The following is a 24,675-nucleotide window of genomic DNA, read 5'->3' as shown; positions in this document are numbered from 1 at the left end:
TACGGGGCTTTGTCCTCACGGACGGTGATGCCTATTCAATGGACGTTCAATCCGGCAGTGCACTCGCTACCGATTGACGGCTTGCGAATGCGCTTCGCTTTCGAGCGATATGGTTATTCATGCCCCGATCTAACCCAATAGCGAAATGCTGAGATTTTAGATTCTGAGGCTTTGCATATCCTGATCCAGCTTTATACCCGCCTCCCGCTGGCGCTCATGCCGGGCGGGTTGCTTGGGGGCGCTGCCCCCTGGCGCGGCGCAAGGGACCGCTGACGCTCGGCCGGGACGGTATCCCCTGCCTTCCTCCACGTCGTTCCTCCGTTCCGTGCAGGCCGGGTGATCCCCCTCCGTCCCGTCCGCCCTTGCTCCTTGCACCCCCCGGTCTCGGCGACGGCCAGGGTTGCAGCGCAGCGCTGCGCTCCAACCCAAGCCAATGAGGATCAAGACAATGACCTATCGTCTCGCTACCCGGTTCGGCCGCAACTCTCATCAGATCAGCGGGCGTGAAGCGCTCGACAACGAAACCCTTTACCGTCACGTCCCGTCCATCTTCGCCCGCGAAGCCCATGACAGCCGCTCGGAGCGTTATGTTTACGTCCCCACCATCGAGATCGTGGAGGGGCTACGCCGGGAAGGATGGTTTCCGTTCTTCGCCGTGCAGGCGGTTCCGCGTGACGGCGAGCGCATGGGCCATGCCAAGCACATGCTGCGGTTGCGCCGAGATGACGGGATCGGCAAGCCGGAGGCGGCAGAAGTTATCATCGTCAATTCGCACGACGGGACCAGCGCCTATCAGATGTTCGCGGGCGTACTGCGCTTCGTCTGCACCAACAGCATGATTGCGGGCGAGCGGTTCGAGGAAGTCCGCGTTCCCCACAAGGGCGGGATACAGGATCAGATCATTGAAGGCGTCTATACCGTGGCGGAGGATTTTCCGCGCCTGATCGACGCCACCGAGACCATGAAGGAAACCCGGCTTTCGCAGAACGAACAACAGGTTTTGGCGGAAGCCAGCCTTGTCGCCCGCTATGGCGAGGATGAAAGCCCGGTTCGCCCGGATCAGATCATCGCCCCGCGCCGCCGCGAAGATGTGGGGCAAAGCGTCTGGCAGACATTCAACGTCATTCAGGAAAATCTCATTCGCGGCGGGCTGGACGGACGCCGCCAGACATCGGACGGACGTATTCGCCGCAGCCGGACCCGCCCCATCAACGGCATTGACCAGAATGTCGGATTGAACCGCGCCTTGTGGACGCTGGCCGAGGGGATGCAGCGTCTCAAGTCGGCCTGATTTCCGTAAAGCCGTGGAACCGGAAACCCGGTTTCACGGCTTTGCATCTTTCCGCAGGGACGCATTTCAGATTTCGCGCCGATCCGCCTTTGCGGATCGGCGGGCTTGCTGCGCAAAAAAATGCGGCTCGCCGGGCTGGCCCGGCTCGCCAGACTACATCCGTTATGGTAGTAGAAAATTTACCAAATTCGATTGGTTTTCAAGATCATGGTATCTTGAAACAGCATCTGCAAACTCCATCCAAGGTTGTTCATTCTTCACCTCTCTTGCGCTTGAGATGAGTGCAGATGTGAGGTGACGCCATGCCGAGTTCTGACTGGCGCGTACCGGCAAGATATGCACATGCAGAGCATATATCCGCCGCCGGTTTTGCCTGGGAATATCTTCGTCGCGACGAAGAATATCGCCGCGATTATTCTCGCATGAAGGTTGTCCCGCAGGGAGACCCAAAAGCTCGGAAGGCATTCTCCGAGCGCTGGGGGTTACGATTTCGCCGCCGACCCCGATCATCCTGCCGACCGTGCCCGGCTTTTCTGGTTGCCCTCGCTGCTGCCTGACGCTTTCGAGCTTCGCCCATCCCCGCATGACGATACCGACCCGGCCACGATGCCGGTGGATATGGCGGCCTTGGCCGATCTCGATACCGATGCCGATGCCGCCGTGGACGGGACATGGCACGGCCTCTGGCGTTCGGCCGGAACGGCTCATCAGTTCTGGCTCTCAGAACCATTGCCGCGCGGCCCCAACGCTTATTGCGTTATTCTTCCCTTCGACATGCTGCTGGAATTGCGCGTCGCGGCGCTATTGCGCTTCTGGCGGGCGCTCCAGCACCGCCCGGCTGGCGACTGGCGGCACGAACTTCCGCCGCAGAGCCGAGATCGCCATATCCTCACCTTGCGGGCGCTGGACGGACGGCTTGACGGCGCAAGCTATCGACAGATCGCGGAAGCGCTGCTCGGTTTCCGGGGGCGCAAGGCCGATTGGGAAGCCGATCCACGTAAGAACCAGACCCGTCGCCTTGTCACCGACGGGCTTCGCTACATGCACGGCGGCTATCGCGATTTACTCCGCTATCCCGTTCATCTCCCACCGCATAGCTGACATCCGTATCTCGCCCTTTGGTCGGGGTGCCGGAATCGCACCCCCCTGATTCCGGCACGCTCCAAGCCGCCGTTTCTCCGCCACGGTTCGCCATAGCCCGCTGCCGCCCCCGGTAGCCCGCTCGACCCGACCGGAGATCCGATCATGATTGACCCGAAGACGGGGCTGCCGCCCCGATACCTGCGTGCGCCTGACGCCGCCCGCTTTCTCGGCATTTCCATCCGCACGCTGGAGAAACACCGCACCTACGGCACAGGCCCGACTTACCGCAAGATCGGCGGGCGCATCGTCTATTCCGTCGATGACCTTCAGGCGTGGACCGAGGACGGCATCCGCAAATCCGCGTCGGAGAAAACCGCCACGCGCGTTTTCCCGGCCCGCCCGCTGACCCCTGCCGAAAAGGCGTCACGCTGAATGCCGGGCGATGTCTCACCCGGCAGAGGACGCTTCGCACAGGGCAGCGAGCGCGAACGCCTCGATCCCTTCGTGGTCGCCACCGGCGATGCCAGCCCGCGCGATCAGCGCGACCTCATGGAGCGGCCATTCTTCTCGCTCGCCAAGGTCAAGCGTGTCGCGCCGATCCTCTACGACTCCGGCGGTCAGCGCGTCGAAGTTCACGGGATGCCCGAACACGGCATGGCGACCATCTGGGACGCCGACGTGCTCATCTGGGCGGCCTCGCAGATCGTCGAGGCGGAAAATCACGGCCTGCGCACGTCGCGCTTCCTGCGCTTCACGCCCTATCAGCTCTTGCAAGCGATCGGTCGCGCCACCGGCGCGCGCGAATATCGCCTGCTGAAAGGCGCGCTCGCCCGCCTGCAATCGACCGTGATCCGCACCACCATCCGCCACGGCGAGCATTGGCGGCGGCACCAATTCTCCTGGATCAACGAATGGGAGGAACTGACGACCCGCGACGGCCGCGTCGAGGGCATGGAGTTCGTCCTGCCCGACTGGTTCTATCGCGGCGTCATCGACCGTTCGCTCGTCCTGACCATCGACCCGCAATATTTCCGGCTGACCGGCGGCATCGAACGCTGGCTCTACCGCGTCGCCCGCAAGCACGCCGGCCATCAGCCGCACGGGTGGCTGTTCGAGATCGCCCACCTTCACGAGAAATCGGGCAGTCTCGCCCGCATCTCCGATTTCGCGCTCGACCTGCGCCGCATCGCCGCCCGCCAGCCATTGCCCGGCTATCGCCTCGACATCTGGCGCGAAGGGCGGCGGGAAATGATGCAAATCCGCCCCTCCGGTCTGTCCACAGTGCCTGTGAATAACCCTGTGGATACGCTCGTGACTTCGGGCGCAAACGGTATCGGGACTTCAGGCGCAGCACAATCGGGATTTCGGGCGCACGAACCACAGTTAAGTCTCTGGCCTGAAAAGCAGAATCCGACTGCTAACTTAGAGTCTAATAAAGAATCTAACTTTTCTTCTTTGACGCGCGCACACGCGAGGCACGGTGCCGCTGCCACCCGGAGGGGTGCGCCATGATCGTCGCGCTCCTCAATCAGAAGGGCGGCGTCGGCAAGACGACGCTGGCGCTAAACCTGGCCGGCGAGTGGGCGCGGCAGGGAAAGCGCGTCACGCTGATCGACGCGGACCCGCAAGGATCGGCGCTTGACTGGTCGCAGCAGCGCGCCCGCGAAGGTCTGGCCCGCACGTTCGGCGTCGTCGGCCTGGCCCGAGACACCCTGCACCGCGAAGCGCCGGAGCTGGCGCGCAACGCCGACCATATCGTCATTGACGGCCCGCCGCGTGTCGCGGCCCTGATGCGCTCGGCATTGCTCGCCGCCGATCTGGTGCTGATCCCGGTGCAGCCGTCGCCGCTCGATGGCTGGGCATCGGCGGAAATGCTGGCGCTCGTCAGCGAGGCGCGCATCTACAGGCCGGACCTTGCCGCCCGCTTTGTGCTCAACCGTTGCGGCGCGCGCACCGTGCTCGCCCGCGAGACGGCCGAGACGCTGGCCGATCACGATCCGCCTGTTCTCGGCCCCACCATCGGCCAGCGCGTCGCCTTCGCGGTCGCCGCGCAGTCGGGACGGATGGTGTCCGAACTGGACGACGACACGCCCGCCGCGCGCGAGATCGCGGCGCTGACGGCGGCGATCGACGCACTCGGCATCAGGAGGGCGACGCCATGAGCGAGCGTCCGCCCCGTCAAGGCTTCGCGTCCCGGCCTACCGATCTCGACCACTGGATCAAGGCGGCCGATCCACCATCGCGCGATGGCGACGCCGGCGGCTTCACGGCCCGGCTGACCATCGACGTGACGCCTGCGCTACGCGGCCGGATCAAGATCGCCGCGTTCGGGCGCGGCGTCACCGTCGCCGACATGCTGCGCGATCTGCTCGCGCGCGAATTTCCACCCACCACCGAAGGAGACCCATCATGACCAGCGCCGCGGTTCCCCGCGCGCGCGGCGGCTCCATGCCGTCCGCGTTGCCATCCGACAGCCTTACCCATGTCGAACTGACGCATATCGAGAAGCGGATCGAGAACTGGATCAGGTTCGGCCGAGAGGTTCACGAACAGGTGCTGGACCGCCGCCGCCGTGTCTTCTCCTATCGCGCTGGCAGCATCTTCGCCTTCGTCCGGTGGGCGGCCAACGACTTCGGCACGATCATCTCGCGCATCGACATCGTGCGCGCCGTTGAGCCGGGAGAAGCATACCAGACGCTGCCTTTCGTGCGCCCTGGCGGCGACATCCTCCTGAAGATCGAAGGCTGGCCCAAGGTCGAACAGGTGATCCGCCATATCGACGCGGTGGAGGCTGCCGGCATCGATGCCTGCGAGGTCGCGCCCGACCACTGGCGGCATGTCGGCAACCGGATTGGCGCCGGCCATGCGCCGCGCCCCTACACGGCGGATCGCCATCAGGCGTGGCTCAAGCGGCGGGAGATCGAGCAATGACCCGCTTCGGCTATGTCATGGTGACGTATTTCGCGACGATGGGCGTCGCCATCGCCGCATTCATTCCGACGCCGCTGCGCCTCGTCTGGAACGCCTCGGCCAGCGTGCCGATCGGTCTTTACGACCTCGATCCGCCACGCGACCTAGCTGTCGGCGATCTGGTCGCCGTCATGCCGGACAAGCCGCTCGCCGATTTCATGGTGGAGCGCGGCTATATCGGTCGCGGCGTGCCACTGATGAAGCGCGTCATGGGGCTTCCCGGTCAACGGGTCTGCCGCACCGGCACCGCCGTGACCGTCGATGCCATCCCGCTCGGCGATGCGCTCGACCGCGACCGGTATGGCCGCGAACTGCCCGTCTGGCAGGGCTGCCGACGCATCGGGGACGGCGACATCTTTCTGATGAATCCCGACGTGCGCGACAGCCTGGACGGTCGCTATTTCGGCCCGATCCCGGCGCGCACCGTCATCGGCAAGGCGATGCCGCTCTACACCGACGAAGACGGCGACGGCCGCTTCGTCTGGCGTTCGGCGACGCGCTGACCGCCGCTCCCTTTCCCTCATCGACGCAATCGTAAGGAGGTTTCCATGCCGCAGATCGGCACATTCACGCGCGAGCAATCCGGCTTCACTGGCCGCATCCACACCTTCACCATATACCGCGAAGTCACCGTCGTTCCGACCGAGCCGGCCGACGCCGAGAATGCGCCCGACTACCGCATCCACCACGGCAATGACGAAGGCCCGGAGATCGGCGCGGGCTGGAAACGTACCGGCGAGCGGGCGGGCGAATATATCGCGTTGCTGATCGACGATCCCGGCTTGCCGCAGCCGATCCGCGCCAACCTCTTCCGCGACGACGACGCCGGCAACGCGTGGTCGCTGCACTGGAGCCGCCCGCAAAAGCGCGATGGGAAAGACTGACGCCATGCGAACCGTCAGCCCGCGCCCCTGCGCAATTCTCTTCAGATCGGTCATCCCTTTGTTCGCGGGAAAGACGTCTCATCCCTTCGTCCCGCTCGAACACAGGTCGGCCGGCGCGCGCAGCGCAGATCAAGGGCGGCCATTGGCCGGCGCTTTGCGTGTACCCTTGACCGCAGCGAGCACGCTGGCAGGCTGGCGTCGTAGCGGAGAAGGTGCGCCCGTCCGATACACGGTCCTGCTGATCGCGGGATTGCTCGCTTCCGCCATACCCGTTGCCGCCGTGGCGCAGCCTCAATCGGCGGAGCGTGCCGCAACCTCCGATCCCTATGCCGCGCATATCGCGGAAGCTTCGCAGCGCTTCGGCGTCCCGGTGGCATGGATCAGGGCGGTGCTGCACGCCGAAAGCGCGGGCGATCCACGCGCCATCTCTTCGGCCGGCGCGATGGGGCTGATGCAGATCATGCCCGCCACATGGGCGGAACTGCGCGTCCGGCATCGGCTCGGCGGCGACGTTTACGATCCGCGCGACAACATTCTTGCTGGCACGGCCTATCTGCGCGAGCTGCATGATCGCTACGGCAATGTCACCGCCATGCTCGCCGCCTACAATGCCGGTCCCGGTCGCTATGAGGCGTCGCTTTCCGGTCGGCCATTGCCCGCTGAAACCCGCGCCTATGTCTCCGCCATTGCGCCGATTATCGACGGCGGTGTGATCGTTACGCCTGTCGCAGTCGCGGTGGCCGATCCGCTGGCATGGACGCGCGCGCCCTTGTTCATCGCGCAGCCGGATCGCCATTCCGCAGCCAATCTCGTGCAGGTCGAGCGCACCTCCAACGACATGCCTGCGACCGTCACCGTGCGCGATGTTTCCGCCATCGAGCCGCAGTCCGGTGGCCTCTTCGTCGCGCGGGCCAGCACCGGACCGCAGCCATGAGCATCGGAGTCAGGGGCATCGCGCGGCAAGTTTCAGTGTGCAGGAGATGGGGCTGGAAACAGTCTCATCCCTGGGCAGGAGGGGCAAATCAGAAAGGCAGGCGGGAGGGCAAGATTAAAGCGGACGGCACCCTATGGGTCCGATCCGCAGGGCAAGCCCTTGTCTGCACACTGTTTGGGGCGGCACCGTCTCCGGGCCATCATAGTGCCGCGAGGCGCGGCAAAATCAGCATTTCCCGCGTTTCTCGCGGCACTCCTGCCCGAAATCGCCGGTTTTGGGCGGATCGGCGGCCATGAGCGACGACGACGATCATTTTCGGCCGAAGCCCGGCCGCGTCCGCTCCAACGGCGTGAAGGCGGGACAGGCCAGGAGCTTTCTCAGCAAGGTTCGCAAGATCGCCCGCCAGCAGCAGACCGGAACCGGGCGCAGCCGATCGGTGAAGGGTGGTGGCCCGGGCCGGACGGCGAACGGTCAGAGTGTCATCGCTTCCGGCCGGGGTGTGCAGCGCGGGCGCGGCGCATCCTTCGTGCGCGCCCGCAATCTGTCAAACGGCTGGAGCCATCGCCAATCCGGCAGCCGCCGCGTCATCGTCAAATCCCGGTCGGTTCGCGCCGCCGGGCGCAGCGGCAAGGCGGCCGCCCACCTGCGCTATATCCAGCGCGACGGCACCGCCCGCGATGGCGAGCGCGGCCGGCTCTATTCCGCGACAGACGATCGCGCCGATGGCGATGCCTTCCTCGATCGCGGCAAGGACGATCGCCACCAGTTTAGATTCATCGTCTCGCCCGAGGACGCCGCCGATCTCGCCGACCTTACCGGCTATACCCGCGAGCTGATGGCGCAGGTCGAGGCCGACCTCGGCACCAAGCTCGATTGGGTCGCGGTCAATCACCACAACACCGGCCATCCGCATGTCCATGTCATTGTCAATGGCCGCGACGCCCCAGGCGAGGATCTCGTCATCAATGGCGATTATCTTGCGGGCGGCATCCGCGAGCGGGCAAGCGAACTGGCGACGCTGGAACTTGGTCCCGTCACCGAGATCGAGCAGCGCCGCAAGCTCATGGCGGAGATCGACCAGGACCGGCTCACCCGTATCGACCGGGCGATGATCGCCGAAGCCGATGACCGTTTCATCGACCTGCGCCATGAGCCGGACGATCTGCGCGGCCAGTCCGATCGGACCATGCGGCTGCGCCGTCTCGGCAAGCTCGGCGCCATGGGCCTCGCCACCGAGCATGCGCCCGGTGTCTGGGAGTTGAGCGAGCGGCTGGAGCTGACCCTGCGCGAGATGGGCGAGCGTGGCGATATCGTCCGCACCATGCAGAAGGCGCTTCGGGCCGAGGGTGCCGAGCGCGATCCAATGAGCTTCGAGATTCACGATGCCGTGCCAGCGGCGCCGATCGTCGGCCGCGTCATCGACAAGCATCTGTCGGACGAGTTGGGCGAGAACCTGACGCTGGTGGTCGATGGGATCGACGGGCGCACGCACCATGTCGCCGGCATCGACCCGGCCCGTGTCGAAGACGCTCGGATCGGCAGCATCATCGAGATCGGGCCACCCGATAGCGCCGTCCGTCCATCCGATCGGGCCATCGCCGGTATGGCCGAGGATGGCATCTATCGGCCGAGCCGGCATCTGGAGCAGGCCCGGTTCGATGGCCGTGTGCCCAGTGGGGACTATGAGGGCTTCATCGATGCCCATGTCCGTCGCCTGGAAGCGTTGCGGCGTGCCGGGATCGTGGAGCGGATCGACGCCGATCAATGGCGCATCCCAGAGGATTTCGAGGCGCGCGCCACCGCGCACGACGCGAGCCGGAATGCCCGTGCCAATATCCGTCTCCTTTCGACCTTCGACCTCGAGCGCCAGATCGGATCGGACGGCGCGACCTGGCTCGATCGGCGGTTGGTCGGTGCAGGCGCGTCGGACCTGTCGCCTGCCGGTTTCGGCGAGCAGGTGCGCGAGGCGATGGAGCGGCGACGCGAGACTCTGATCGACCGAGGCGATGCCATCCGTCAGGCGGACGGTCGTATCGCTTATCGGCGCAATCTGATAGCCACGCTTCAGGAGCGCGAAGTCACCCGCGCGGGCGAGGAGCTGGCGGCCCAGAAATCGCTACCGTTCCGTGCCGCTGCCGACGGTGAAACCGTCACCGGCACCTTCACCGGGACGGCGCAGCTATCCAGCGGCAAGTTCGCCATCGTCGAGAAAAGCCATGAGTTCACGTTGGTCCCGTGGCGGCCGGTTATCGACCGTCAGATTGGGCGTGAGGTCACCGGCGTTGTGCAAGGCGGATCGGTATCTTGGCAGTTTGGGAGGCAGAAAGGGCTTGGATTATGACAAATGTAGGGGCCGCCTTCAAAGCGTCGGATTCGACGATCGCACTTCCTTGAGAAGCCAATTCGCAAAAATCTGGATAGGACCATCACTCAATCGGATCGGCTCTGGCAGGATGAGGCAGAAGGTCTTGGAGATCGATTCACCATCAGGCCAAGGTGCTACCAAGCGACCTTCCGCCAACTCCGTTTCGATATACAGGCGAGGCACCAGCGCAACGCCGAGGCCGGCCAACGCGGCTTCGATTTGCATAAAGTGAAGATCGTAACGGGCACCAACCGCAGGATTGGTCAGCACGATTCCGGTTTCCTGTGCATAGCGTTGCCACGCATCCGGGTTCTGACGTCGATGAAGGCGTGGTAGTTCGTCAAGGGATATCGCCCCTTTGCCTGGATCGAGCAGCGCCGGGTGACAAACCGGAACCAGTGTCTCGTGTAATAGCCGATGCGTTCTCATTCCCGTCCATGCGGGATGTTCGAAATGGATCGCGGCATCGAAACCACTTCCGGCAAGGACAAAAGGCTCCATTCGTTCGGTGAGATGCACGATGATGTTTGGGTTCTTTTCCCGAAATCGCGCCAATCGGGGAATGAGCCAACGTGCGGCAAATGTCGGGATAGTGGCGATGTCGAGGCTGGCGCCATCGCTGGGCTGCCCCATCAGATATTGACTGTCATGCTCCAGCCGGTCGAGTGACTCGCGAACCTGAACGGCATAACGCTCTCCATTCGGCAAAAGCCGGACACGATTGCCGACCCGCTCGAACAGCGTGACGCCGAGGAAAGCTTCCAACCGACCGATCTGGCGGCTGATCGCCCCTTCGGTCAGGGCCAGTTCGTCGGCAGCACGAGCGAAGCTGCCATGACGCGCCGCCGCCTCGAACGCCATGAGTGCGGAATTACTGGGAATCTTGCGGCGCATGACGGCTCCTGACAGGCTGGTTTGGCATTCTATCCGCCGTAACATTGACATTAGATCACTGAAGCATGATCCAATTTCGATATATAGGCGATAATTGGTAGCCTATCATGAGAAAATATCAACGTTAGACAAGACCGGAAGCCCCCTGCCTCCGGTCGAAGGTGGTGCCATGATCTATACAGTGGAATGCAGCTTTGCCGATCCGGGCAGCGAAGCGGAATGGAACGACTTTTACAGCCTGGACAAACTGCCTGCCCTCATTTCGGTGAACGGGTTTCACACCTCGCAGCGTTTCAAAGCGTTGAGCCGCGGCTGTCCCGTCTATCTCGCCATTCATTCGATCGACGGCCTCGACATCCTGACGGGTGAGGAATACCGCCAAAAGGGTGGCGGTAATTTCGCGCGCTGGCAGCAGCACATCACCGATTGGCATCGAAACCTCTATGGCGGCGTCGATCGGGCACCGGCAATTGGTGAAGGCGAATATCTGGCGTTGAGCGCACAAGGACCGGAGCCGCTGATCCAGTTGGGCCTCACCCCCTATGCGATGCAGGCGGTCGCTATGGAGAAGTTCCCGGAATATCGCTGGCTTGCCAAGGTGGAGCGCAGCCAGGCGCCTGACATCGAGAACCTACCGGAAGATGTCCATGTGTATATGCCGATGACGCCGCAATTGACGAGTGACGCTAACGCTGCCTTCAAGAAGGCACGGTAGGCCCCCAATGCCGAATGTCACGATCTACATCCCGGCAGACAAGATGCCGCCGGACGAAGCACTCGCAGAACTCACGGAGCAATGCACCGAACTCTGCACGGGCATTCTCCGGGCTGCATTGGTGAATGTGCATATCGTTTATGTCGCTGTTCGGCACGGTCGAGGGCACCCGGCCTTTGCAGAAATCCAATATCGACTTGAGCCATTTCGGACACCGCCGATCATGGAGCGGTTCATGGAAAAGCTGGACGACGCCATTAAGGACAATATCGGTGTCACCGCGCGTATCCGTTGCTTTGGTTATGCGGCGTCTAGCATTCACGCACGAAATTGAGCTGATGCTTGGAGAAAAACGATGTCTAAGCTTGCATTTCCCAGTAAACAGGTCGGTGACTTAAATATCACCGCAGTTAGCGATGGCTATCTCCACGCCAGTTTCGATTTTCTCGCAAATATCGACCCGGACAATGCCTCCCGTATGCAAGAAAATGCGGGGATAAAGGATCACACCTCTATCCATATCAACTGCTACCTTGTGCGCGGAGGCGGTCGCACGGTCCTGATCGACGCAGGAGCAGGTGGTTTCAAGCAGTGGGGTGGTCGATTGAGAAGCAATCTGCTGCTCGCTGGCATCCAGCCTTCCGAGATCGACGCGATCCTGTTGACGCACGCCCATCCCGATCATGTCGGAGGGTTGATGGACGCTTCAGGAGAAGCCGCCTTCCCGAATGCCGAGCTTGTCGTCCACAATCGGGAAGTCGCGTTCTGGCAGGATGACGGCAATCTGAGCCGCGCGCCTGAGCGCGCCCGTGGCAACTTCCTCGTGGCGCGTCAGGCATTCGAGGGCTATCGCGACAGACTGCGCACCTTCGATGCCGGTGAGGTGCTTACCGGCATGACAGCGATGCCGCTTCCAGGCCACACAGACGGGCACACCGGCTATCGTCTTGAATCCGGCGGCCAGAATCTTCTGGTCTGGGGAGATATTGTCCATTTCCCCCAGATTCAGATTCCGCGCCCGGATGTGACGATCGCGTTCGATCAGGATTCCCATCTTGCCGCCTCAACACGGTCGAGGCTCCTGGACCTCGTGAGCTCCGAGCGGCTGCTGATCGCAGGGATGCACCTCGGCGAACTCGGTTTCGCGCATATCAGGCGAGACGGGGAGAACTATGCCATCGATTATGAGTGATGAGCGTAGCGCGCTCAGCACTAGAGCATTTCCGGTGATCATCGGATCACCGGAAATACTCTATCCTTTTGTCTTTGCCGCATTGTCCGATGCCGAAGCGAACACGCTTCGGCTGGAAATGCTCTAGCTCAAGCAGCGCGACGAAACGGTCGCATGATTCAATGAGGCAGACCGGAAATTAAGACGGTCGCTACGTCTTACAAGGAACGACCATGGACTATGTGAAGCTCGGGTCGACCGGCCTCGATGTCTCGCGGCTCTGTCTGGGGTGCATGACTTTCGGCGTGCCCGACGCGGGCATCCACGATTGGACGCTTGGCGAGAATGACAGCAGGCCGATCATTAAGCGGGCCATCGAACAGGGGATCAATTTCTTCGATACCGCCAACAGTTACTCGGCTGGCACGTCCGAGATGATCGTCGGCAAGCTGTTAAAGGAGTTCACGCGCCGAGATGAGACAGTCATCGCGACCAAGATATTCTTCCCGGAGCGAATGCTTGAAGGTGGTGCGGCGCCCAACCGTAAGGGCCTCTCCCGCAAGGCGATCATGACCGAGATCGACGCGAGCCTGGCACGTCTCGGAACGGACTATGTCGACCTCTACCAGATTCATCGCTGGGACTACGGGACTCCGATCGAGGAAACGATGGAGGCCCTTCATGACGTCGTGAAGGCCGGCAAAGCACGGTACATCGGCGCATCCTCAATGTTCGCGTGGCAATTCGCCAAGGCGCAGGAGGTAGCGCGAGCCAATGGCTGGACCCCGTTCGTCACCATGCAAAACTACGTCAATCTGCTCTATCGGGAAGAAGAACGCGAAATGATCCCGCTCTGTAAGGATCAGGGCGTGGGCCTCATACCGTGGAGTCCGATGGCCCGTGGTCGGTTGACGCGCCCTGCTGGAGAGCAGACGAAACGGAGTGAGAGTGATGCCTTTGGCCGTTCGCTCTATGCGGCAACGGAAGACGCGGACAATGCCGTGATCGGAGCCGTCGAGCGCATTGCTCGCTTACGTGGCGTGCCGATGGCGCGGATTGCGCTCGCTTGGGTTGTGGCCAAACCCGAGGTGTCGACGCCGATTGTGGGCGCCTCCAAAACCCATCATCTTGATGACGCCATAGCTGCGCTGGAGATTGCGTTGAATGATGACGAGATCGCGGCGCTGGAGGCGGACTACGTGCCGCACCCTGTCAACGCATTCGAGTGAATAGAGTTCGGTCGGCTCAATGAAGCGAGCAAGGCATGTCCCGGGCAATGTGAGAATTTCTAGCGGGAGAATACCTCTTGTCTCTTTAGTAGAACTCATTGCCGTTGCCGATCATTTGAACTTCCGACATGCCGCCAATAATCTTGGCGTCACGCAGTCGAGCGTCAGTACCCGGATCAAGGCTCTGGAGGAGACCCTTGGCATCTTGCTATTCGAGCGCCGCCATCGTGGCGTCCGGTTGACCGAGGCAGGACGCCGCTTCGTCACCGAGGTATCTTCCGGCATTGAACAGCTCGACTATGCTATAAGAACGGTCGGCGCGATGTCCGAGGGTGTCGAAGGCACACTCAATATCGGCCTGCATAGTTCTATCGCATCTGGATTTCTCGCCAATCTACGTCGAGAATATCGCGCCAGCTATCCGATGATCCAGCAATCGGTGCTGGAGGGACGATCCACCGAAACGATCGCAATGGTGCGAGAAGGCAAGCTCGATGCGGCCTTCGTGGTCGGCCCTGTAAACGCACCCGACTGCCATTCCCGCCTGCTGTGGTGCGAACCGATCTTGGTGGCGCTGCCGCTCGATCATCCATTGGCCGGACGGGACACGATCACCTGGCTCGATCTCGTGGACGAGCTATTCCTCGTCCGTCACGGCGGGACCGGACCACAGGTGTTCGAGCATGTCGTGCGCCGGATCAGCGAACGGCAACGCTCGCCACGCATTCATCGCTGCGATGTGGCGCGCGACACGCTCATGGGCATGGTCGCTTCGGGCGACGGCATCACACTCACCAGCGAAGCGACGACCCACGTGCCGTTTCCCGGCGTTGTATTCCAACCAATCGCCGATGAAACCGAGCCGGCACGGTTCACCGCCGTGTGGTCACCACACAATCGCAATCCGGCATTGATCAACCTGCTCGACCTCGCCACTCAAATAAGTCGTTCAACGGGCGCGATCTGACGCCTTCACTAATTCGCCCGGTTCGACCTTCAACGCATCGGCGATCTGTCCCAACACCGTGACGGTCGCCGATACGTTCGCGCGTTCGATCGCGCCGATATAGCGGGCGCTCAGGCCAGCGCGATCCGCCAGATCTTCTTGCGTCATGTTCCAATCATGACGAATCCGACGCAGATTGACCGCCATGACCTCCTTGAGGTCCATGACATGAGAGGAACCAGCGTCGGAATGATCTGTGGTATTCACCGTGCTGCCGGTCGCGTTTTCGCGACGGCTGGCTCGATCTTCGTGAGGAGATCACTGGTGGCAATGCCAAGGACCGCAGTAATGTCCACGAACTCGACGACATCAATCCGTCGCTCACCGTTCTCATACTTGGCGACGAAGGATTGCGGCTTGCCCAGCGCATCGGCCAAATCAGCCTGTGTCAGTCCTTTGGCCTTGCGCGCTTCGACGAGGAGAGATTGCAGCAGGATTTGTCGGGGCGTGCGCAAGGATTTTTGCATTCGGGGCGGCTCTCCATTGAAAAGGGGGAGCCAATCCGCTAATCCTGATTCAGGATTATCCCATTTCGGGATTGCTCTGGGCATTAGGTCCGAGGGAGAGCCATCCGATGCGGGTGCGACCCGAGCTTGACCCCGATGTCGATGACCTGGCGCCGACCGCGTCGGAGATCACGATCTACGACGAGGCGCATTTCGTGACCTATCTGCGTCTACTCGACGCGGAAGCGGAGGGCGCGGACTGGCGCGAGGTCGCCCGGATCGTGCTACACCGCGATCCGGCGGCGGAGGCTGGACGCTCGCGCCGCTGTTGGCAAAGTCATATGGACCGTGCCCGCTGGATGACGAAGACTGGCTACAGGAAGATTCTCGAACAGGCGGTGGCCGAGGCGCGATCCTTACGGCATTGACCGTCCTTTTTCTTCGCCATGGTATCCGAAACCCCGACGCTTGGGATTTCCTGTTGCTTCTGGCTGATGCGGCTATTCTCTGATCGGCTCCGTCTCTTTTGCCGATTGGAGCCTGTATGTCGGGAAGCCGCGTCCTGTGGGGACAAGTCGCCCTCGTTCTGGCGATCGTATTCACCGCAATCTGGTGCGCGACCGAATGGACAGCCTGGCGGCTCGGCTTTCAGGCGCAGCTCGGCGCGCCCTGGTTCGAGGTGGCCGGCTGGCCGTTCTACTATCCGCCGATCTTCTTCTGGTGGTGGTATTGCTACGACGCCTATGCGCCGCACATCTTCATCGAAGGCGCGGGCATCGCGGTGTCGGGCGCGCTCGTCTCGATCGTCGTCGCCATCACCCTGTCGGTGATCCGGGCGCGTGAGGCGAAGAACGTCGCCACCTATGGATCGGCACGCTGGGCTGAACCGGAGGAGGTCAAAGCCGCTGGACTGCTCGGCCCCGACGGCGTGCTGCTCGGCCGGCTCGACCGCGACTATCTCCGCCATGACGGCCCCGAGCATGTGCTGTGCTTCGCGCCGACACGTTCGGGCAAGGGCGTCGGTCTTGTCGTGCCGACCCTGTTGACCTGGCCGGGTTCGGTCATCGTCCACGACATTAAGGGCGAGAATTGGGGACTGACGGCCGGCTTCCGGTCGCGGCACGGCCGCGTGCTGTTGTTCGACCCGACCGATCCGGCGTCGTCGGCCTATAATCCGCTGCTGGAGGTGCGGCGCGGCGACAAGGAAGTCCGCGACGTGCAGAACATCGCCGACATCCTCGTCGATCCCGAAGGCGCGCTCGACAAGCGCAACCATTGGGAAAAGACCAGCCATTCGCTGCTGGTCGGCGCGATCCTCCACGTTCTCTATGCAGAAACCGACAAGACGCTGGCCGGCGTCGCCAACTTCCTCTCCGATCCGAAGCGCCCGGTGGAGGCGACGTTGCGCGCCATGATGAACACACCGCACCTGGGCGAAGCCGGCGTCCATCCCGTCATCGCCTCGTCGGCCCGCGAGCTGCTGAACAAGAGCGACAACGAACGATCAGGTGTCCTGTCCACCGCCATGTCGTTCCTCGGTCTCTACCGCGATCCCGTCGTGGCGAAGGTGACGGAGCGCTGCGACTGGCGTATCGCCGATCTGGTCGTGGGCGAAAAACCGGTCAGCCTCTATCTCGTGGTCCCGCCATCCGACATCAACCGCACCAAGCCGCTGATCCGCCTGCTGCTCAATCAGGTCGGTCGTCGCCTGACCGAAGACCTGAAGACTTCCGCCAATCGTCATAGGTTGCTGCTGATGCTGGACGAGTTCCCGGCGCTCGGCAGATTGGATTTCTTCGAGTCCGCACTGGCCTTCATGGCAGGCTACGGGATCAAGAGTTTCCTGATCGCGCAATCGCTGAACCAGATCGAGAAGGCATACGGCGCGAACAACAGCGTGCTCGACAACTGCCATGTGCGCGTCGCCTTCGCCACCAACGACGAGCGCACCGCCAAGCGCGTGTCGGACGCGCTCGGCACCGCGACCGAGATGCGCGACTCCACCAACTATGCCGGGCACCGGCTGTCGCCGTGGCTTGGGCATCTCATGGTGTCGCGGCAGGAGACGGCCCGCCCGCTGCTCACGCCCGGCGAGGTGATGCAACTCCCGCCCGCCGACGAACTGCTGCTGGTCGCGGGCGTGCCGCCGGTGCGGGCGAAGAAGGCGCGCTATTACGAGGATGCGCGATTCCGCGAGCGCATACTGCCGCCGCCGAAACCGAACGCGGCGAGGACGCCGATAACGCCTCCCGCCGACGACTGGTCGGCACTGGCAATCCCGTCCGGTCCGGCAGGGGCGGCGCAGGGCAATGCCGGCAGCACGATCGTCGATCCGGCCAATGCCGGTATTCGCCGCGAACCGGAATTGCCCGATCACGAGGAGATCGCGCCACCCGAACGCCCGGCCATCGGTGAGTTCGACCTGCTCGACGACGATCCCGATGTGGACGCCGCCAAGGCCAACCGCCTCCGCCTTCAGGTCACATCGAACGCCGCCCAAGCGACGATGGACCCGGTCGACGGCATCGAGTTGTGAGGGGCGCGGCCATGCAGACCAAGACCCGCATGAACGTTTATTTCGAGCCGGAACTTCTGAAGAAAGTCGAGGCGCTGGCGCTCCGCCGCAACATCTCAAAATCGGCCGTGATCGAAGCCGCCGTCGCGTCTTTTCTTTCGGCCGATGCCTCGGAGCGGCTGGAGGCGGTGTTCGCGCGCCGGATGGACCGGATCGGCCGTCAGATCGAGGGTATGGACGAAGACCTCGCCATCCTCGGCGAAACACTTTCGCTGTTCATCCGCTTCTGGATGACGATCACGCCGCCGCTGCCCGACAGCGCGCATCCATCGGCGCGCGCCAAGGGCACCGAGCGGTTCGAGGGCTTTCTGCAAACGCTTGGCCGGAAGCTCGCGACCGGCGATCGGTTCCTGAAGGAGCTGTCGCGCGACATTGACTCGCGACGTAGCGATTCCGGTAATTCACAGTAACGGCAGGCCAATGGCGGCGGTCGGCCAATAGCCAATTCCGCCGATTGCCGCCTTTTCTCGCCGATACCCGCACGCCGTTCGATAGTTGTTGAACCGGCCCCATTTCGGGCTTTTTTAATCATCCCCGTCCGGGGACCGTCTGATGTGTCCCCGGCGAGATCGGGGATCGAATGGCGGTTTCGCATCACAATTCGGAAGGCTTGGCACGCGGCGCGCGAATGCTGCGCACCGCGCTCGGGCCGGCCATCGCCCGCTTTCTGGAAGACGCCGCCGTCGTCGAGGTGATGCTGAACCCGGACGGGCGCATCTGGATCGACCGGCTCTCCGAGGGACTGTCCGACACCGGCGAGCGGCTGTCACCCGCCGATGGCGAGCGCATCGTGCGCCTGGTCGCCCACCATGTCGGCGCCGAGGTCCATGCCGGCGCCCCGCGTGTCTCGGCCGAACTGCCCGAGACCGGCGAACGGTTCGAGGGACTGTTGCCGCCCGTCGTCGCGGCCCCGGCCTTCGCCATCCGCAAACCCGCCGTCGCCGTGTTCACGCTCGACGATTATGTCGCGGCCGGCATTATGTCAGCCGCCCACGCCGATGCGCTGCGCGAAGGCGTCGCCTTTCGCGCCAACATCCTCGTCGCCGGCGGCACCTCGACCGGCAAGACGACGCTCACCAATGCGCTGCTGGCGGAGGTGGCGAAGACCGCCGATCGCGTCGTCATCATCGAGGATACGCGCGAGTTGCAATGCGCCGCACCCAATCTGGTGGCGATGCGCACCAAGGATGGCGTCGCCTCGCTCTCCGATCTCGTGCGCTCCAGCTTGCGCCTGCGCCCCGACCGCATCCCTATCGGTGAGGTGCGCGGCGCGGAAGCCCTCGACCTCTTGAAGGCATGGGGCACCGGCCATCCCGGTGGCGTCGGCACGATCCACGCCGGCAGCGCCATCGGCGCGCTGCGCCGGATGGAACAGCTCATCCAGGAAGCCGTCGTCACCGTCCCGCGCGCGCTGATCGCCGAGACGATCGATCTCGTCGCCGTGCTCTCCGGCCGAGGCTCCGCACGCCGCCTGTCCGAACTCGCCCGCGTCGCGGGCCTCGGTCCCGACGGCGATTACCGCGTCCTGCCCGCCGTCAAGGAGGGCGACGGCGGACCGGCTCCCACCAGCCTCGCCCTCGATCCCATCCCTGAAGGAGACTCCCTGTGATCCAACGTCTGCACCTCTCGCGCTTCACCCATGCTCGCCAATGCCTCGCCATGACCGTATCGGTCGCGGCGCTCAGCGTGGTGATGGCCGCGCCCGCTCATGCCTCCGGCTCATCGATGCCGTGGGAACAGCCGCTGCAACAGATCCTGCAATCGATCGAAGGCCCGGTCGCCAAGATCATCGCCGTCATCATCATTATCACCACCGGCCTGACGCTGGCGTTCGGCGACACATCGGGCGGCTTCCGCCGGCTGATCCAGATCGTGTTCGGCCTGTCGATCGCGTTCGCGGCCAGCTCGTTCTTCTTGTCCTTCTTCTCGTTCGGCGGCGGGGCGCTGGTCTGATGACGGGCGTCGTCGATCAGGGCGGAGACGTGCCCGGCTACACCGTTCCGCTGCACCGGGCGCTCAGCGAACCGATCCTGCTCGGCGGCGCGCCGCGCGCCATAGCCATCATGAACGGCACGCTCGCCGGAGCCGTGGGCCTCGGTTTGCGCCTCTGGCTCGTCGGTATCGCCATCTGGGCAATCGGTCACTTCGCGGCGGTGTGGGCGGCGAAGCGCGATCCACTCTTCGTCGAAGTCGGCCGCCGCCATCTGCGCATCCCCGCGCATCTTTCGGTCTGAAGGGCGCACGGCCATGATGAACCTCGCCGAATATCGCAACAAAAATGCCCGGCTCGCCGACTTCCTGCCCTGGGTGGCGCTGGCCGGTTCCGGCATCGTGCTCAACAAGGACGGCAGCTTTCAGCGCACCGCGCGGTTTCGCGGTCCCGATCTGGATTCGGCGGTGCCGGCCGAGATGGTCGCCGTCGCCGGGCGGTTGAACAATGCCTTCCGTCGTCTCGGCTCTGGCTGGGCGATCTTCGTCGAGGCGCAGCGCCATGCCGCCGCGACCTATCCGAACAGCGTGTTCCCGGATTCCGCATCGGCGCTGGTCGATGCGGAACGGAAAGCCGATTTCGAGGAAGCCGGGTCGCATTTCGAGTCCAGCTACTTCCTGACCTTCACCTATCTGCCGCCGGCTGAAGACGCAGCCCGCGCGGAAACCTGGCTCTATGAGGGTCGCGAGAAGAGCGGCATCGACCCCAACGAGGTCATGTCCGCCTTTGCTGACCGCACAGATCGGCTGCTCCGCCTGATCGAAGCCTTCATGCCGGAATGCCGCTGGCTCGACGACGGCGAGACGCTGACCTATCTGCACGGCTGCGTATCGACGCACCGGCACCGCGTGCGCGTCCCCGAAACGCCGATCTATCTCGACGCGCTGCTCGCCGATCAGCCGCTGACCGGCGGGCTGGAGCCACGCCTTGGCAGCCAGCATCTGCGCGTGCTGACCATCACCGGGTTCCCGACGGCGACGACACCGGGCCTGCTCGACGAACTGAACCGTCTGGCCTTTCCCTATCGCTGGTCCACCCGCGCCATCCTGCTCGACAAGACCGACGCGACGAAGCTCCTCACAAAAATCCGCCGCCAGTGGTTCGCCAAGCGCAAATCCATCGCCGCGATCCTCAAGGAGGTGATGACCAACGAGCAATCCGTGCTGGTCGATACCGATGCGTCGAACAAGGCGGCCGACGCCGATCTCGCATTGCAGGAACTCGGTGCGGACTATGCCGGCATCGCTTACGTCACCGCGACGGTGACGGTGTGGGATGCCGATCCGCGCATCGCCGACGAGAAGCTGCGGCTGGTCGAGAAGGTCATTCAGGGCCGCGACTTCACCGCGATGGCGGAAACCATCAACGCGGTGGACGCCTGGCTCGGCTCCTTGCCGGGGCATGTCTATGCCAATGTCCGGCAACCGCCGATCTCCACGCTCAATCTCGCCCACATGATTCCCCTGTCAGCGGTGTGGGCGGGGCCGGAACGGGACGAGCACTTCGCAGCACCCCCACTGCTGTTCGGCAAGACCGAAGGCTCGACCCCGTTCCGGTTTTCCCTCCATGTCGGCGATGTCGGCCACACGTTGATCGTCGGCCCGACCGGCGCGGGCAAGTCGGTGCTGCTGGCGCTCATGGCGCTTCAGTTCCGGCGCTACAGAGGTGCCCAGGTCTTCGCCTTCGACTTCGGCGGCTCGATCCGTGCGGCAGCACTCGCCATGAGCGGCGACTGGCACGATCTGGGCGGCGGGCTGACGGACAGCTCGGAATCCTCCGTCGCGATTCAACCGCTTGCCCGCGTCGATAACGCCGCCGAACGCGCCTGGGCCGCCGACTGGATCGGCGCGATCCTCGCTCGCGAAAGCGTCGCCATCACCCCGGAAGTGAAGGAGCATCTCTGGACGGCACTGACCTCGCTGGCCTCCGCACCGGTCGAAGAACGCACCATCACCGGCCTGTGCGTCCTGTTGCAGTCCAACGATCTCAAGCAGGCGCTGCGTCCCTATTGCATCGGCGGCGCCTGGGGCCGGTTACTCGATGCCGAGGCCGAACATCTCGGGACGGCGAGTTGCCAAGCGTTCGAGACCGAGGGACTGATCGGCACCGAGGCTGCGCCCGCCGTATTGTCCTATCTGTTCCACCGGATCGAGGACCGGCTCGACGGATCGCCAACCCTCATCATCGTCGATGAAGGCTGGCTCGCGCTCGACGACGAGGGCTTCGCCGGTCAGCTCCGCGAATGGCTGAAAACGCTGCGCAAGAAGAACGCCAGCGTCATTTTCGCTACACAGTCGCTCAGCGACATCGACGGCAGCGCTATCGCCCCCGCCATCATCGAAAGCTGCCAGACCCGGCTGCTGCTCCCCAACGAGCGCGCGATCGAACCGCAGATCACTGCCATCTATCGGCGCTTCGGTCTCAACGACCGCCAGATCGAGATCATCGCGCGGGCCATGCCGAAGCGCGACTATTACTGCCAGTCGCGGCGCGGCAACCGGCTGTTCGAGCTGGGCCTGTCGGACGTGGCGCTGGCGCTCTGCGCCGCATCCTCGAAGACCGATCAGACCGCCATCGCCGCCGTCATGGCCGAGCACGGCGCGGACGGATTCCTCGATGCCTGGCTGCGCCATCGCGGCGTCGGCTGGGCCGCCGATCTCATTCCCAACCTCACCAACAAGGAGAAGTCCCAATGAAACTGCGCCGTTCACGCGCGGCGTTGCTTGCCGCGTCCATCCTGTCCGTCCCGCTGGCCCTGTCGCCGATCGTCACGACGCCCGCCCATGCGCAATGGGTCGTGTTCGATCCGTCCAATTATGCGCAGAACGTGCTGACCGCCGCGCGCTCGCTCCAGCAGATCACCAACCAGATCACATCGCTCCAGAACGAGGCGCAGTCGCTCATCAATCAGGCGCGCAACCTCGCGAGCCTGCCTTACTCGTCGCTGCAACAGCTTCAGCAATCGGTGCAGCGCACCCAGCAACTGCTCAGCCAGGCACAGAACATCGCCTATGACGTTCAGAAGATCGATCAGGTCTTCAGCCAGAAATACTCGACTGCCTCGATGTCGGCGTCGGACGCGCAGCTCGTCGCTGACGCAAAATCGCGCTGGCAGAACACGGTCGGCGGCTTGCAGGACGCGATGCGCGTGCAGGCCACCGTCGTCGGCAATATCGACACCAACCGCACGCAGATGTCGGCGCTGGTCGGATCGAGCCAGTCGGCGACCGGCGCGTTGCAGGCGACGCAGGCGGGCAACCAGCTTCTCGCGCTCCAGGCCCAGCAGCTCGCCGACCTCACCGCGCTCGTCGCCGCCAATGGCCGGGCGCAGGCGCTGTCGGATGCCGAACGCTCTGCCGCCGCCGCACAGGGACAGGAACAGCGCCGCCGCTTCCTGACGCCGGGATCGGGCTACCAGCCCGGCAACGCGCAGATGTTCCACGGCAACAACTGAGCGGGGGCGTGATGGACGGCAAGACCCTCGCGCGTATCGGCGCCATCATCTTCGTCGCGCTGGCGATCACCGCCACCGCGATCGAGATGAACCGGCCCACTGAGCAGCCGGATGATCCGGTCACGCTGGCGCAACCTGCACCTGCGCGAGATCCGCTGCGCGTGGAACTCGCGCGCTGTGGCGCAATGGGCGAAGCCGGTGGGCGCGATCCGTCCTGCCTTCACGCCTGGGCCGAAAACCGTCGCCGCTTCCTGGGCCAGCCCGCGCCGGCGTCCCCGGTGCCGACCGCACCAACCCCGTCCACACCAGACCAGAACGGGAGCCGCTGAGATGCAGGGCGCCGGCGTCATCGACCATTTTCTGGATGTCTTCACCCGCTATATCGATAGCGGCTTCGGTCTGCTGCGCCCCGAAGTGGCGTTCATCGCCACCACGCTGATCGTCATCGACGTGACGCTGGCGGCTTTGTTCTGGTCGTGGGGCGCCGACGAAGACATCATAGCGCGGCTGGTCAAGAAGACGCTGTTCGTCGGCGTGTTCGCCTACATCATCGGCAACTGGAACAATCTCGCCCGCATCGTCTTCGAGAGCTTCGCCGGCCTCGGCCTGAAGGCATCGGGCACCGGGTTCACCACGGCCGATCTCCTGCGCCCCGGCAAGGTGGCGCAGACCGGCCTCGACGCCGCCCGGCCGCTGCTCGATTCCATTTCCGACCTGATGGGCTGGGTCTCGTTCTTCGAGAACTTCATCCAGATCGCCTGCCTGATGTTCGCCTGGGCGCTGATCCTGCTCGCCTTCTTCATTCTCGCCGTCCAGCTCTTCGTCACCCTGATCGAGTTCAAGCTGACGACGCTCGCCGGCTTCGTGCTGATCCCCTTCGGCCTGTTCGGCAAATCCGCCTTCATGGCCGAGCGCGTCCTCGGCAACGTCATCTCCTCGGGCATCAAGGTGCTGGTGCTCGCCGTCATCATCGGCATCGGTTCGACCCTGTTCTCCGAGTTCACCGCCGGGTTCAACGGCGCGACGCCCTCGATCGACGACGCCATGACCATCGTGCTCGCGGCCCTGGCTCTGCTGGGCTTGGGCATCTTCGGCCCCGGCATCGCCAACGGTCTCGTCTCCGGCGGCCCGCAGCTCGGCGCGGGCGCGGCGATCGGCACGGGTCTCGCCGCTGGTGGCATGGTCGCGGCAGGTGCGGCCACGATCGGCGCGGTGGCATCGGGCGGTGCTGCGTTGGCCGGAGGTGCTGCCGCCGCTGCCCGTGGCGGGGCCACGCTCGCGGGTGGCGCGTCCACCGCCTACAGCCTTGGCGCGGCCGGCCAGTCCGGCGCATCCGGCGTCGCCTCCGGTCTCGGCAATGTCGCCTCGACCGGCGCATCGAAAGCCGGTTCGGCCATCGCCAGCCCGTTCCGGCGTGCCGCCGCGTCGATGCGCGAGAGCTTTGAAGCGGGTGGAAGAGCCGTTTCCGGTGAAGCCGCATCCGCTGACGAATCCGCCTCTGCCGCGCCGACCGCCGCTGCATCATCCACCGACAGTCCGCCCGCCTGGGCCAGGCGCATGAAGCGCGGCCAGCAGGTGACGCACGGCGTCCAGGCCGCCGCCCACGCCGTCAAGTCCGGCGATGCCCATGGCGGCGGCTCTTCCGTCAACCTCTCCGAAAGCGACTGA

At 64.0% G+C, this 24,675-nt stretch carries 30 protein-coding genes; 27 read left to right on the top strand and 3 right to left on the bottom strand.

All coding sequences use genetic code 11. From position 1 onward, the window contains the following. Positions 1–448: 448 nt before the first annotated feature. The 12 genes from SCA01S_RS11440 (at position 449) to SCA01S_RS11390 (ending at position 9,503) form a co-directional block, all read left to right on the top strand. A complete protein-coding gene (locus SCA01S_RS11440) occupies positions 449–1,291 on the top strand; it encodes a DUF932 domain-containing protein (protein ID WP_062785606.1) in 843 nt (280 codons plus the stop codon). Between the two features lie 302 nt (positions 1,292–1,593). Next, positions 1,594–1,848 (top strand): transcriptional regulator domain-containing protein, encoded by a 255-nt coding sequence (locus tag SCA01S_RS23035; protein ID WP_084390944.1) that lies wholly within the window; start codon positions 1,594–1,596, stop codon positions 1,846–1,848. A gap of 49 nt (positions 1,849–1,897) precedes the next feature. Beyond that, entirely contained in the window at positions 1,898–2,392 is a 495-nt protein-coding gene (locus SCA01S_RS11435; RefSeq protein WP_062785677.1) for a DUF2285 domain-containing protein, read from the top strand. 144 nt (positions 2,393–2,536) lie between these two features. Then, positions 2,537–2,806 carry a helix-turn-helix transcriptional regulator gene (locus SCA01S_RS11430; protein ID WP_048646203.1) on the top strand — a complete coding sequence of 90 codons (270 nt, stop codon included), beginning with the start codon at positions 2,537–2,539 and terminating at the stop codon, positions 2,804–2,806. Continuing rightward, entirely contained in the window at positions 2,807–3,886 is a 1,080-nt protein-coding gene (locus tag SCA01S_RS11425) for a replication initiator protein A (protein WP_062785604.1), read from the top strand. After that, positions 3,883–4,536, top strand: coding sequence for a ParA family partition ATPase (gene parA / locus SCA01S_RS11420; protein WP_062785602.1), 654 nt, complete (start codon positions 3,883–3,885; stop codon positions 4,534–4,536). Before SCA01S_RS11425 ends, parA begins: the two co-directional genes overlap by 4 nt. Continuing rightward, positions 4,533–4,787 (top strand): hypothetical protein, encoded by a 255-nt coding sequence (locus SCA01S_RS11415; protein ID WP_062785600.1) that lies wholly within the window; start codon positions 4,533–4,535, stop codon positions 4,785–4,787. Before parA ends, SCA01S_RS11415 begins: the two co-directional genes overlap by 4 nt. Further along, a complete protein-coding gene (locus SCA01S_RS11410; protein WP_062785598.1) occupies positions 4,784–5,305 on the top strand; it encodes a DUF2840 domain-containing protein in 522 nt (173 codons plus the stop codon). The genes SCA01S_RS11415 and SCA01S_RS11410 overlap by 4 nt, the downstream gene beginning before the upstream one ends. Then, positions 5,302–5,847, top strand: coding sequence for a S26 family signal peptidase (locus SCA01S_RS11405; RefSeq protein WP_062785596.1), 546 nt, complete (start codon positions 5,302–5,304; stop codon positions 5,845–5,847). The genes SCA01S_RS11410 and SCA01S_RS11405 overlap by 4 nt, the downstream gene beginning before the upstream one ends. Positions 5,848–5,892: 45 nt before the next feature. Continuing rightward, positions 5,893–6,228: a DUF736 domain-containing protein gene (locus SCA01S_RS11400; RefSeq protein WP_062785594.1), complete on the top strand. Its 336-nt coding sequence runs from the start codon at positions 5,893–5,895 to the stop codon at positions 6,226–6,228. Positions 6,229–6,394: 166 nt separating this feature from the next. Beyond that, a complete protein-coding gene (locus SCA01S_RS11395; RefSeq protein ID WP_327195987.1) occupies positions 6,395–7,162 on the top strand; it encodes a lytic transglycosylase domain-containing protein in 768 nt (255 codons plus the stop codon). A gap of 292 nt (positions 7,163–7,454) precedes the next feature. Beyond that, positions 7,455–9,503 (top strand): relaxase/mobilization nuclease domain-containing protein, encoded by a 2,049-nt coding sequence (locus SCA01S_RS11390; RefSeq protein ID WP_062785675.1) that lies wholly within the window; start codon positions 7,455–7,457, stop codon positions 9,501–9,503. Between the two features lie 18 nt (positions 9,504–9,521). Here SCA01S_RS11390 and SCA01S_RS11385 read toward each other — a convergent pair whose 3' ends face one another. After that, a complete protein-coding gene (locus tag SCA01S_RS11385; protein ID WP_062785590.1) occupies positions 9,522–10,421 on the bottom strand; it encodes a LysR substrate-binding domain-containing protein in 900 nt (299 codons plus the stop codon). Between the two features lie 169 nt (positions 10,422–10,590). Between SCA01S_RS11385 and SCA01S_RS11380 the strand changes: the two genes are divergently transcribed. The 5 genes from SCA01S_RS11380 to SCA01S_RS11365 all read left to right on the top strand — a co-directional run bounded on the left by SCA01S_RS11380 (position 10,591) and on the right by SCA01S_RS11365 (position 14,503). After that, positions 10,591–11,136, top strand: a complete 546-nt coding sequence (locus SCA01S_RS11380; protein WP_062785588.1) for a hypothetical protein — start codon at positions 10,591–10,593, stop codon at positions 11,134–11,136. A gap of 7 nt (positions 11,137–11,143) precedes the next feature. Next, positions 11,144–11,470 (top strand): hypothetical protein, encoded by a 327-nt coding sequence (locus SCA01S_RS21795; RefSeq protein ID WP_084390942.1) that lies wholly within the window; start codon positions 11,144–11,146, stop codon positions 11,468–11,470. Positions 11,471–11,491: 21 nt separating this feature from the next. Further along, entirely contained in the window at positions 11,492–12,328 is an 837-nt protein-coding gene (locus SCA01S_RS11375) for an MBL fold metallo-hydrolase (RefSeq protein WP_062785586.1), read from the top strand. A 212-nt stretch (positions 12,329–12,540) separates the two neighbouring features. Then, positions 12,541–13,536, top strand: coding sequence for an aldo/keto reductase (locus SCA01S_RS11370; protein WP_062785584.1), 996 nt, complete (start codon positions 12,541–12,543; stop codon positions 13,534–13,536). Positions 13,537–13,555: 19 nt separating this feature from the next. Next, positions 13,556–14,503, top strand: coding sequence for a LysR family transcriptional regulator (locus SCA01S_RS11365; protein WP_062785582.1), 948 nt, complete (start codon positions 13,556–13,558; stop codon positions 14,501–14,503). Here the strand turns inward: SCA01S_RS11365 and SCA01S_RS11360 are convergent. Together SCA01S_RS11360 and SCA01S_RS11355 are read right to left on the bottom strand one after the other, a co-directional pair. Continuing rightward, positions 14,486–14,707, bottom strand: coding sequence for a helix-turn-helix domain-containing protein (locus tag SCA01S_RS11360; RefSeq protein WP_062785580.1), 222 nt, complete (start codon positions 14,705–14,707; stop codon positions 14,486–14,488). The two genes, SCA01S_RS11365 and SCA01S_RS11360, sit on opposite strands and share 18 nt — an antisense overlap. Before the next feature lie 38 nt (positions 14,708–14,745). Then, positions 14,746–15,009, bottom strand: a complete 264-nt coding sequence (locus tag SCA01S_RS11355) for a helix-turn-helix domain-containing protein (protein WP_062785577.1) — start codon at positions 15,007–15,009, stop codon at positions 14,746–14,748. Between the two features lie 107 nt (positions 15,010–15,116). On the opposite strand from SCA01S_RS11355, the gene SCA01S_RS11350 reads away from it, so the two are divergent. The 10 genes from SCA01S_RS11350 (at position 15,117) to trbL (ending at position 24,675) form a co-directional block, all read left to right on the top strand. Beyond that, positions 15,117–15,416 carry a DNA -binding domain-containing protein gene (locus SCA01S_RS11350; RefSeq protein WP_062785575.1) on the top strand — a complete coding sequence of 100 codons (300 nt, stop codon included), beginning with the start codon at positions 15,117–15,119 and terminating at the stop codon, positions 15,414–15,416. Positions 15,417–15,532: 116 nt separating this feature from the next. Further along, positions 15,533–17,524, top strand: a complete 1,992-nt coding sequence (locus tag SCA01S_RS11345; protein ID WP_062785573.1) for a conjugal transfer protein TraG — start codon at positions 15,533–15,535, stop codon at positions 17,522–17,524. A gap of 11 nt (positions 17,525–17,535) precedes the next feature. Continuing rightward, positions 17,536–17,973, top strand: a complete 438-nt coding sequence (locus SCA01S_RS11340) for a ribbon-helix-helix domain-containing protein (RefSeq protein ID WP_062785571.1) — start codon at positions 17,536–17,538, stop codon at positions 17,971–17,973. 170 nt (positions 17,974–18,143) lie between these two features. Then, positions 18,144–19,172 carry a P-type conjugative transfer ATPase TrbB gene (trbB, locus tag SCA01S_RS11335; protein ID WP_062785569.1) on the top strand — a complete coding sequence of 343 codons (1,029 nt, stop codon included), beginning with the start codon at positions 18,144–18,146 and terminating at the stop codon, positions 19,170–19,172. Positions 19,173–19,222: 50 nt separating this feature from the next. Then, positions 19,223–19,516 carry a TrbC/VirB2 family type IV secretion system protein gene (locus SCA01S_RS11330; protein ID WP_062785568.1) on the top strand — a complete coding sequence of 98 codons (294 nt, stop codon included), beginning with the start codon at positions 19,223–19,225 and terminating at the stop codon, positions 19,514–19,516. Further along, on the top strand, positions 19,516–19,797 hold the full coding sequence (locus tag SCA01S_RS11325; RefSeq protein ID WP_062785566.1) for a VirB3 family type IV secretion system protein: 282 nt from the start codon (positions 19,516–19,518) through the stop codon (positions 19,795–19,797). The genes SCA01S_RS11330 and SCA01S_RS11325 overlap by 1 nt, the downstream gene beginning before the upstream one ends. A gap of 13 nt (positions 19,798–19,810) precedes the next feature. Then, the gene (trbE, locus tag SCA01S_RS11320) at positions 19,811–22,249 is read left to right on the top strand and encodes a conjugal transfer protein TrbE (RefSeq protein ID WP_062785564.1); all 2,439 of its coding nucleotides are present in this window, start codon (positions 19,811–19,813) and stop codon (positions 22,247–22,249) included. Then, a complete protein-coding gene (gene trbJ / locus SCA01S_RS11315; protein ID WP_062785562.1) occupies positions 22,246–23,007 on the top strand; it encodes a P-type conjugative transfer protein TrbJ in 762 nt (253 codons plus the stop codon). The genes trbE and trbJ overlap by 4 nt, the downstream gene beginning before the upstream one ends. Before the next feature lie 11 nt (positions 23,008–23,018). Then, the gene (gene trbK-alt / locus SCA01S_RS11310; RefSeq protein ID WP_062785560.1) at positions 23,019–23,336 is read left to right on the top strand and encodes a putative entry exclusion protein TrbK-alt; all 318 of its coding nucleotides are present in this window, start codon (positions 23,019–23,021) and stop codon (positions 23,334–23,336) included. Between the two features lies 1 nt (position 23,337). Next, positions 23,338–24,675 carry a P-type conjugative transfer protein TrbL gene (trbL, locus tag SCA01S_RS11305; RefSeq protein ID WP_062785558.1) on the top strand — a complete coding sequence of 446 codons (1,338 nt, stop codon included), beginning with the start codon at positions 23,338–23,340 and terminating at the stop codon, positions 24,673–24,675.

Source organism: Novosphingobium capsulatum NBRC 12533 (assembly GCF_001598375.1).
In the GTDB taxonomy this organism is placed as follows: Bacteria; Pseudomonadota; Alphaproteobacteria; order Sphingomonadales; family Sphingomonadaceae; genus Novosphingobium; species Novosphingobium capsulatum.
This window is presented reverse-complemented; position numbering and strand designations above follow the sequence as displayed.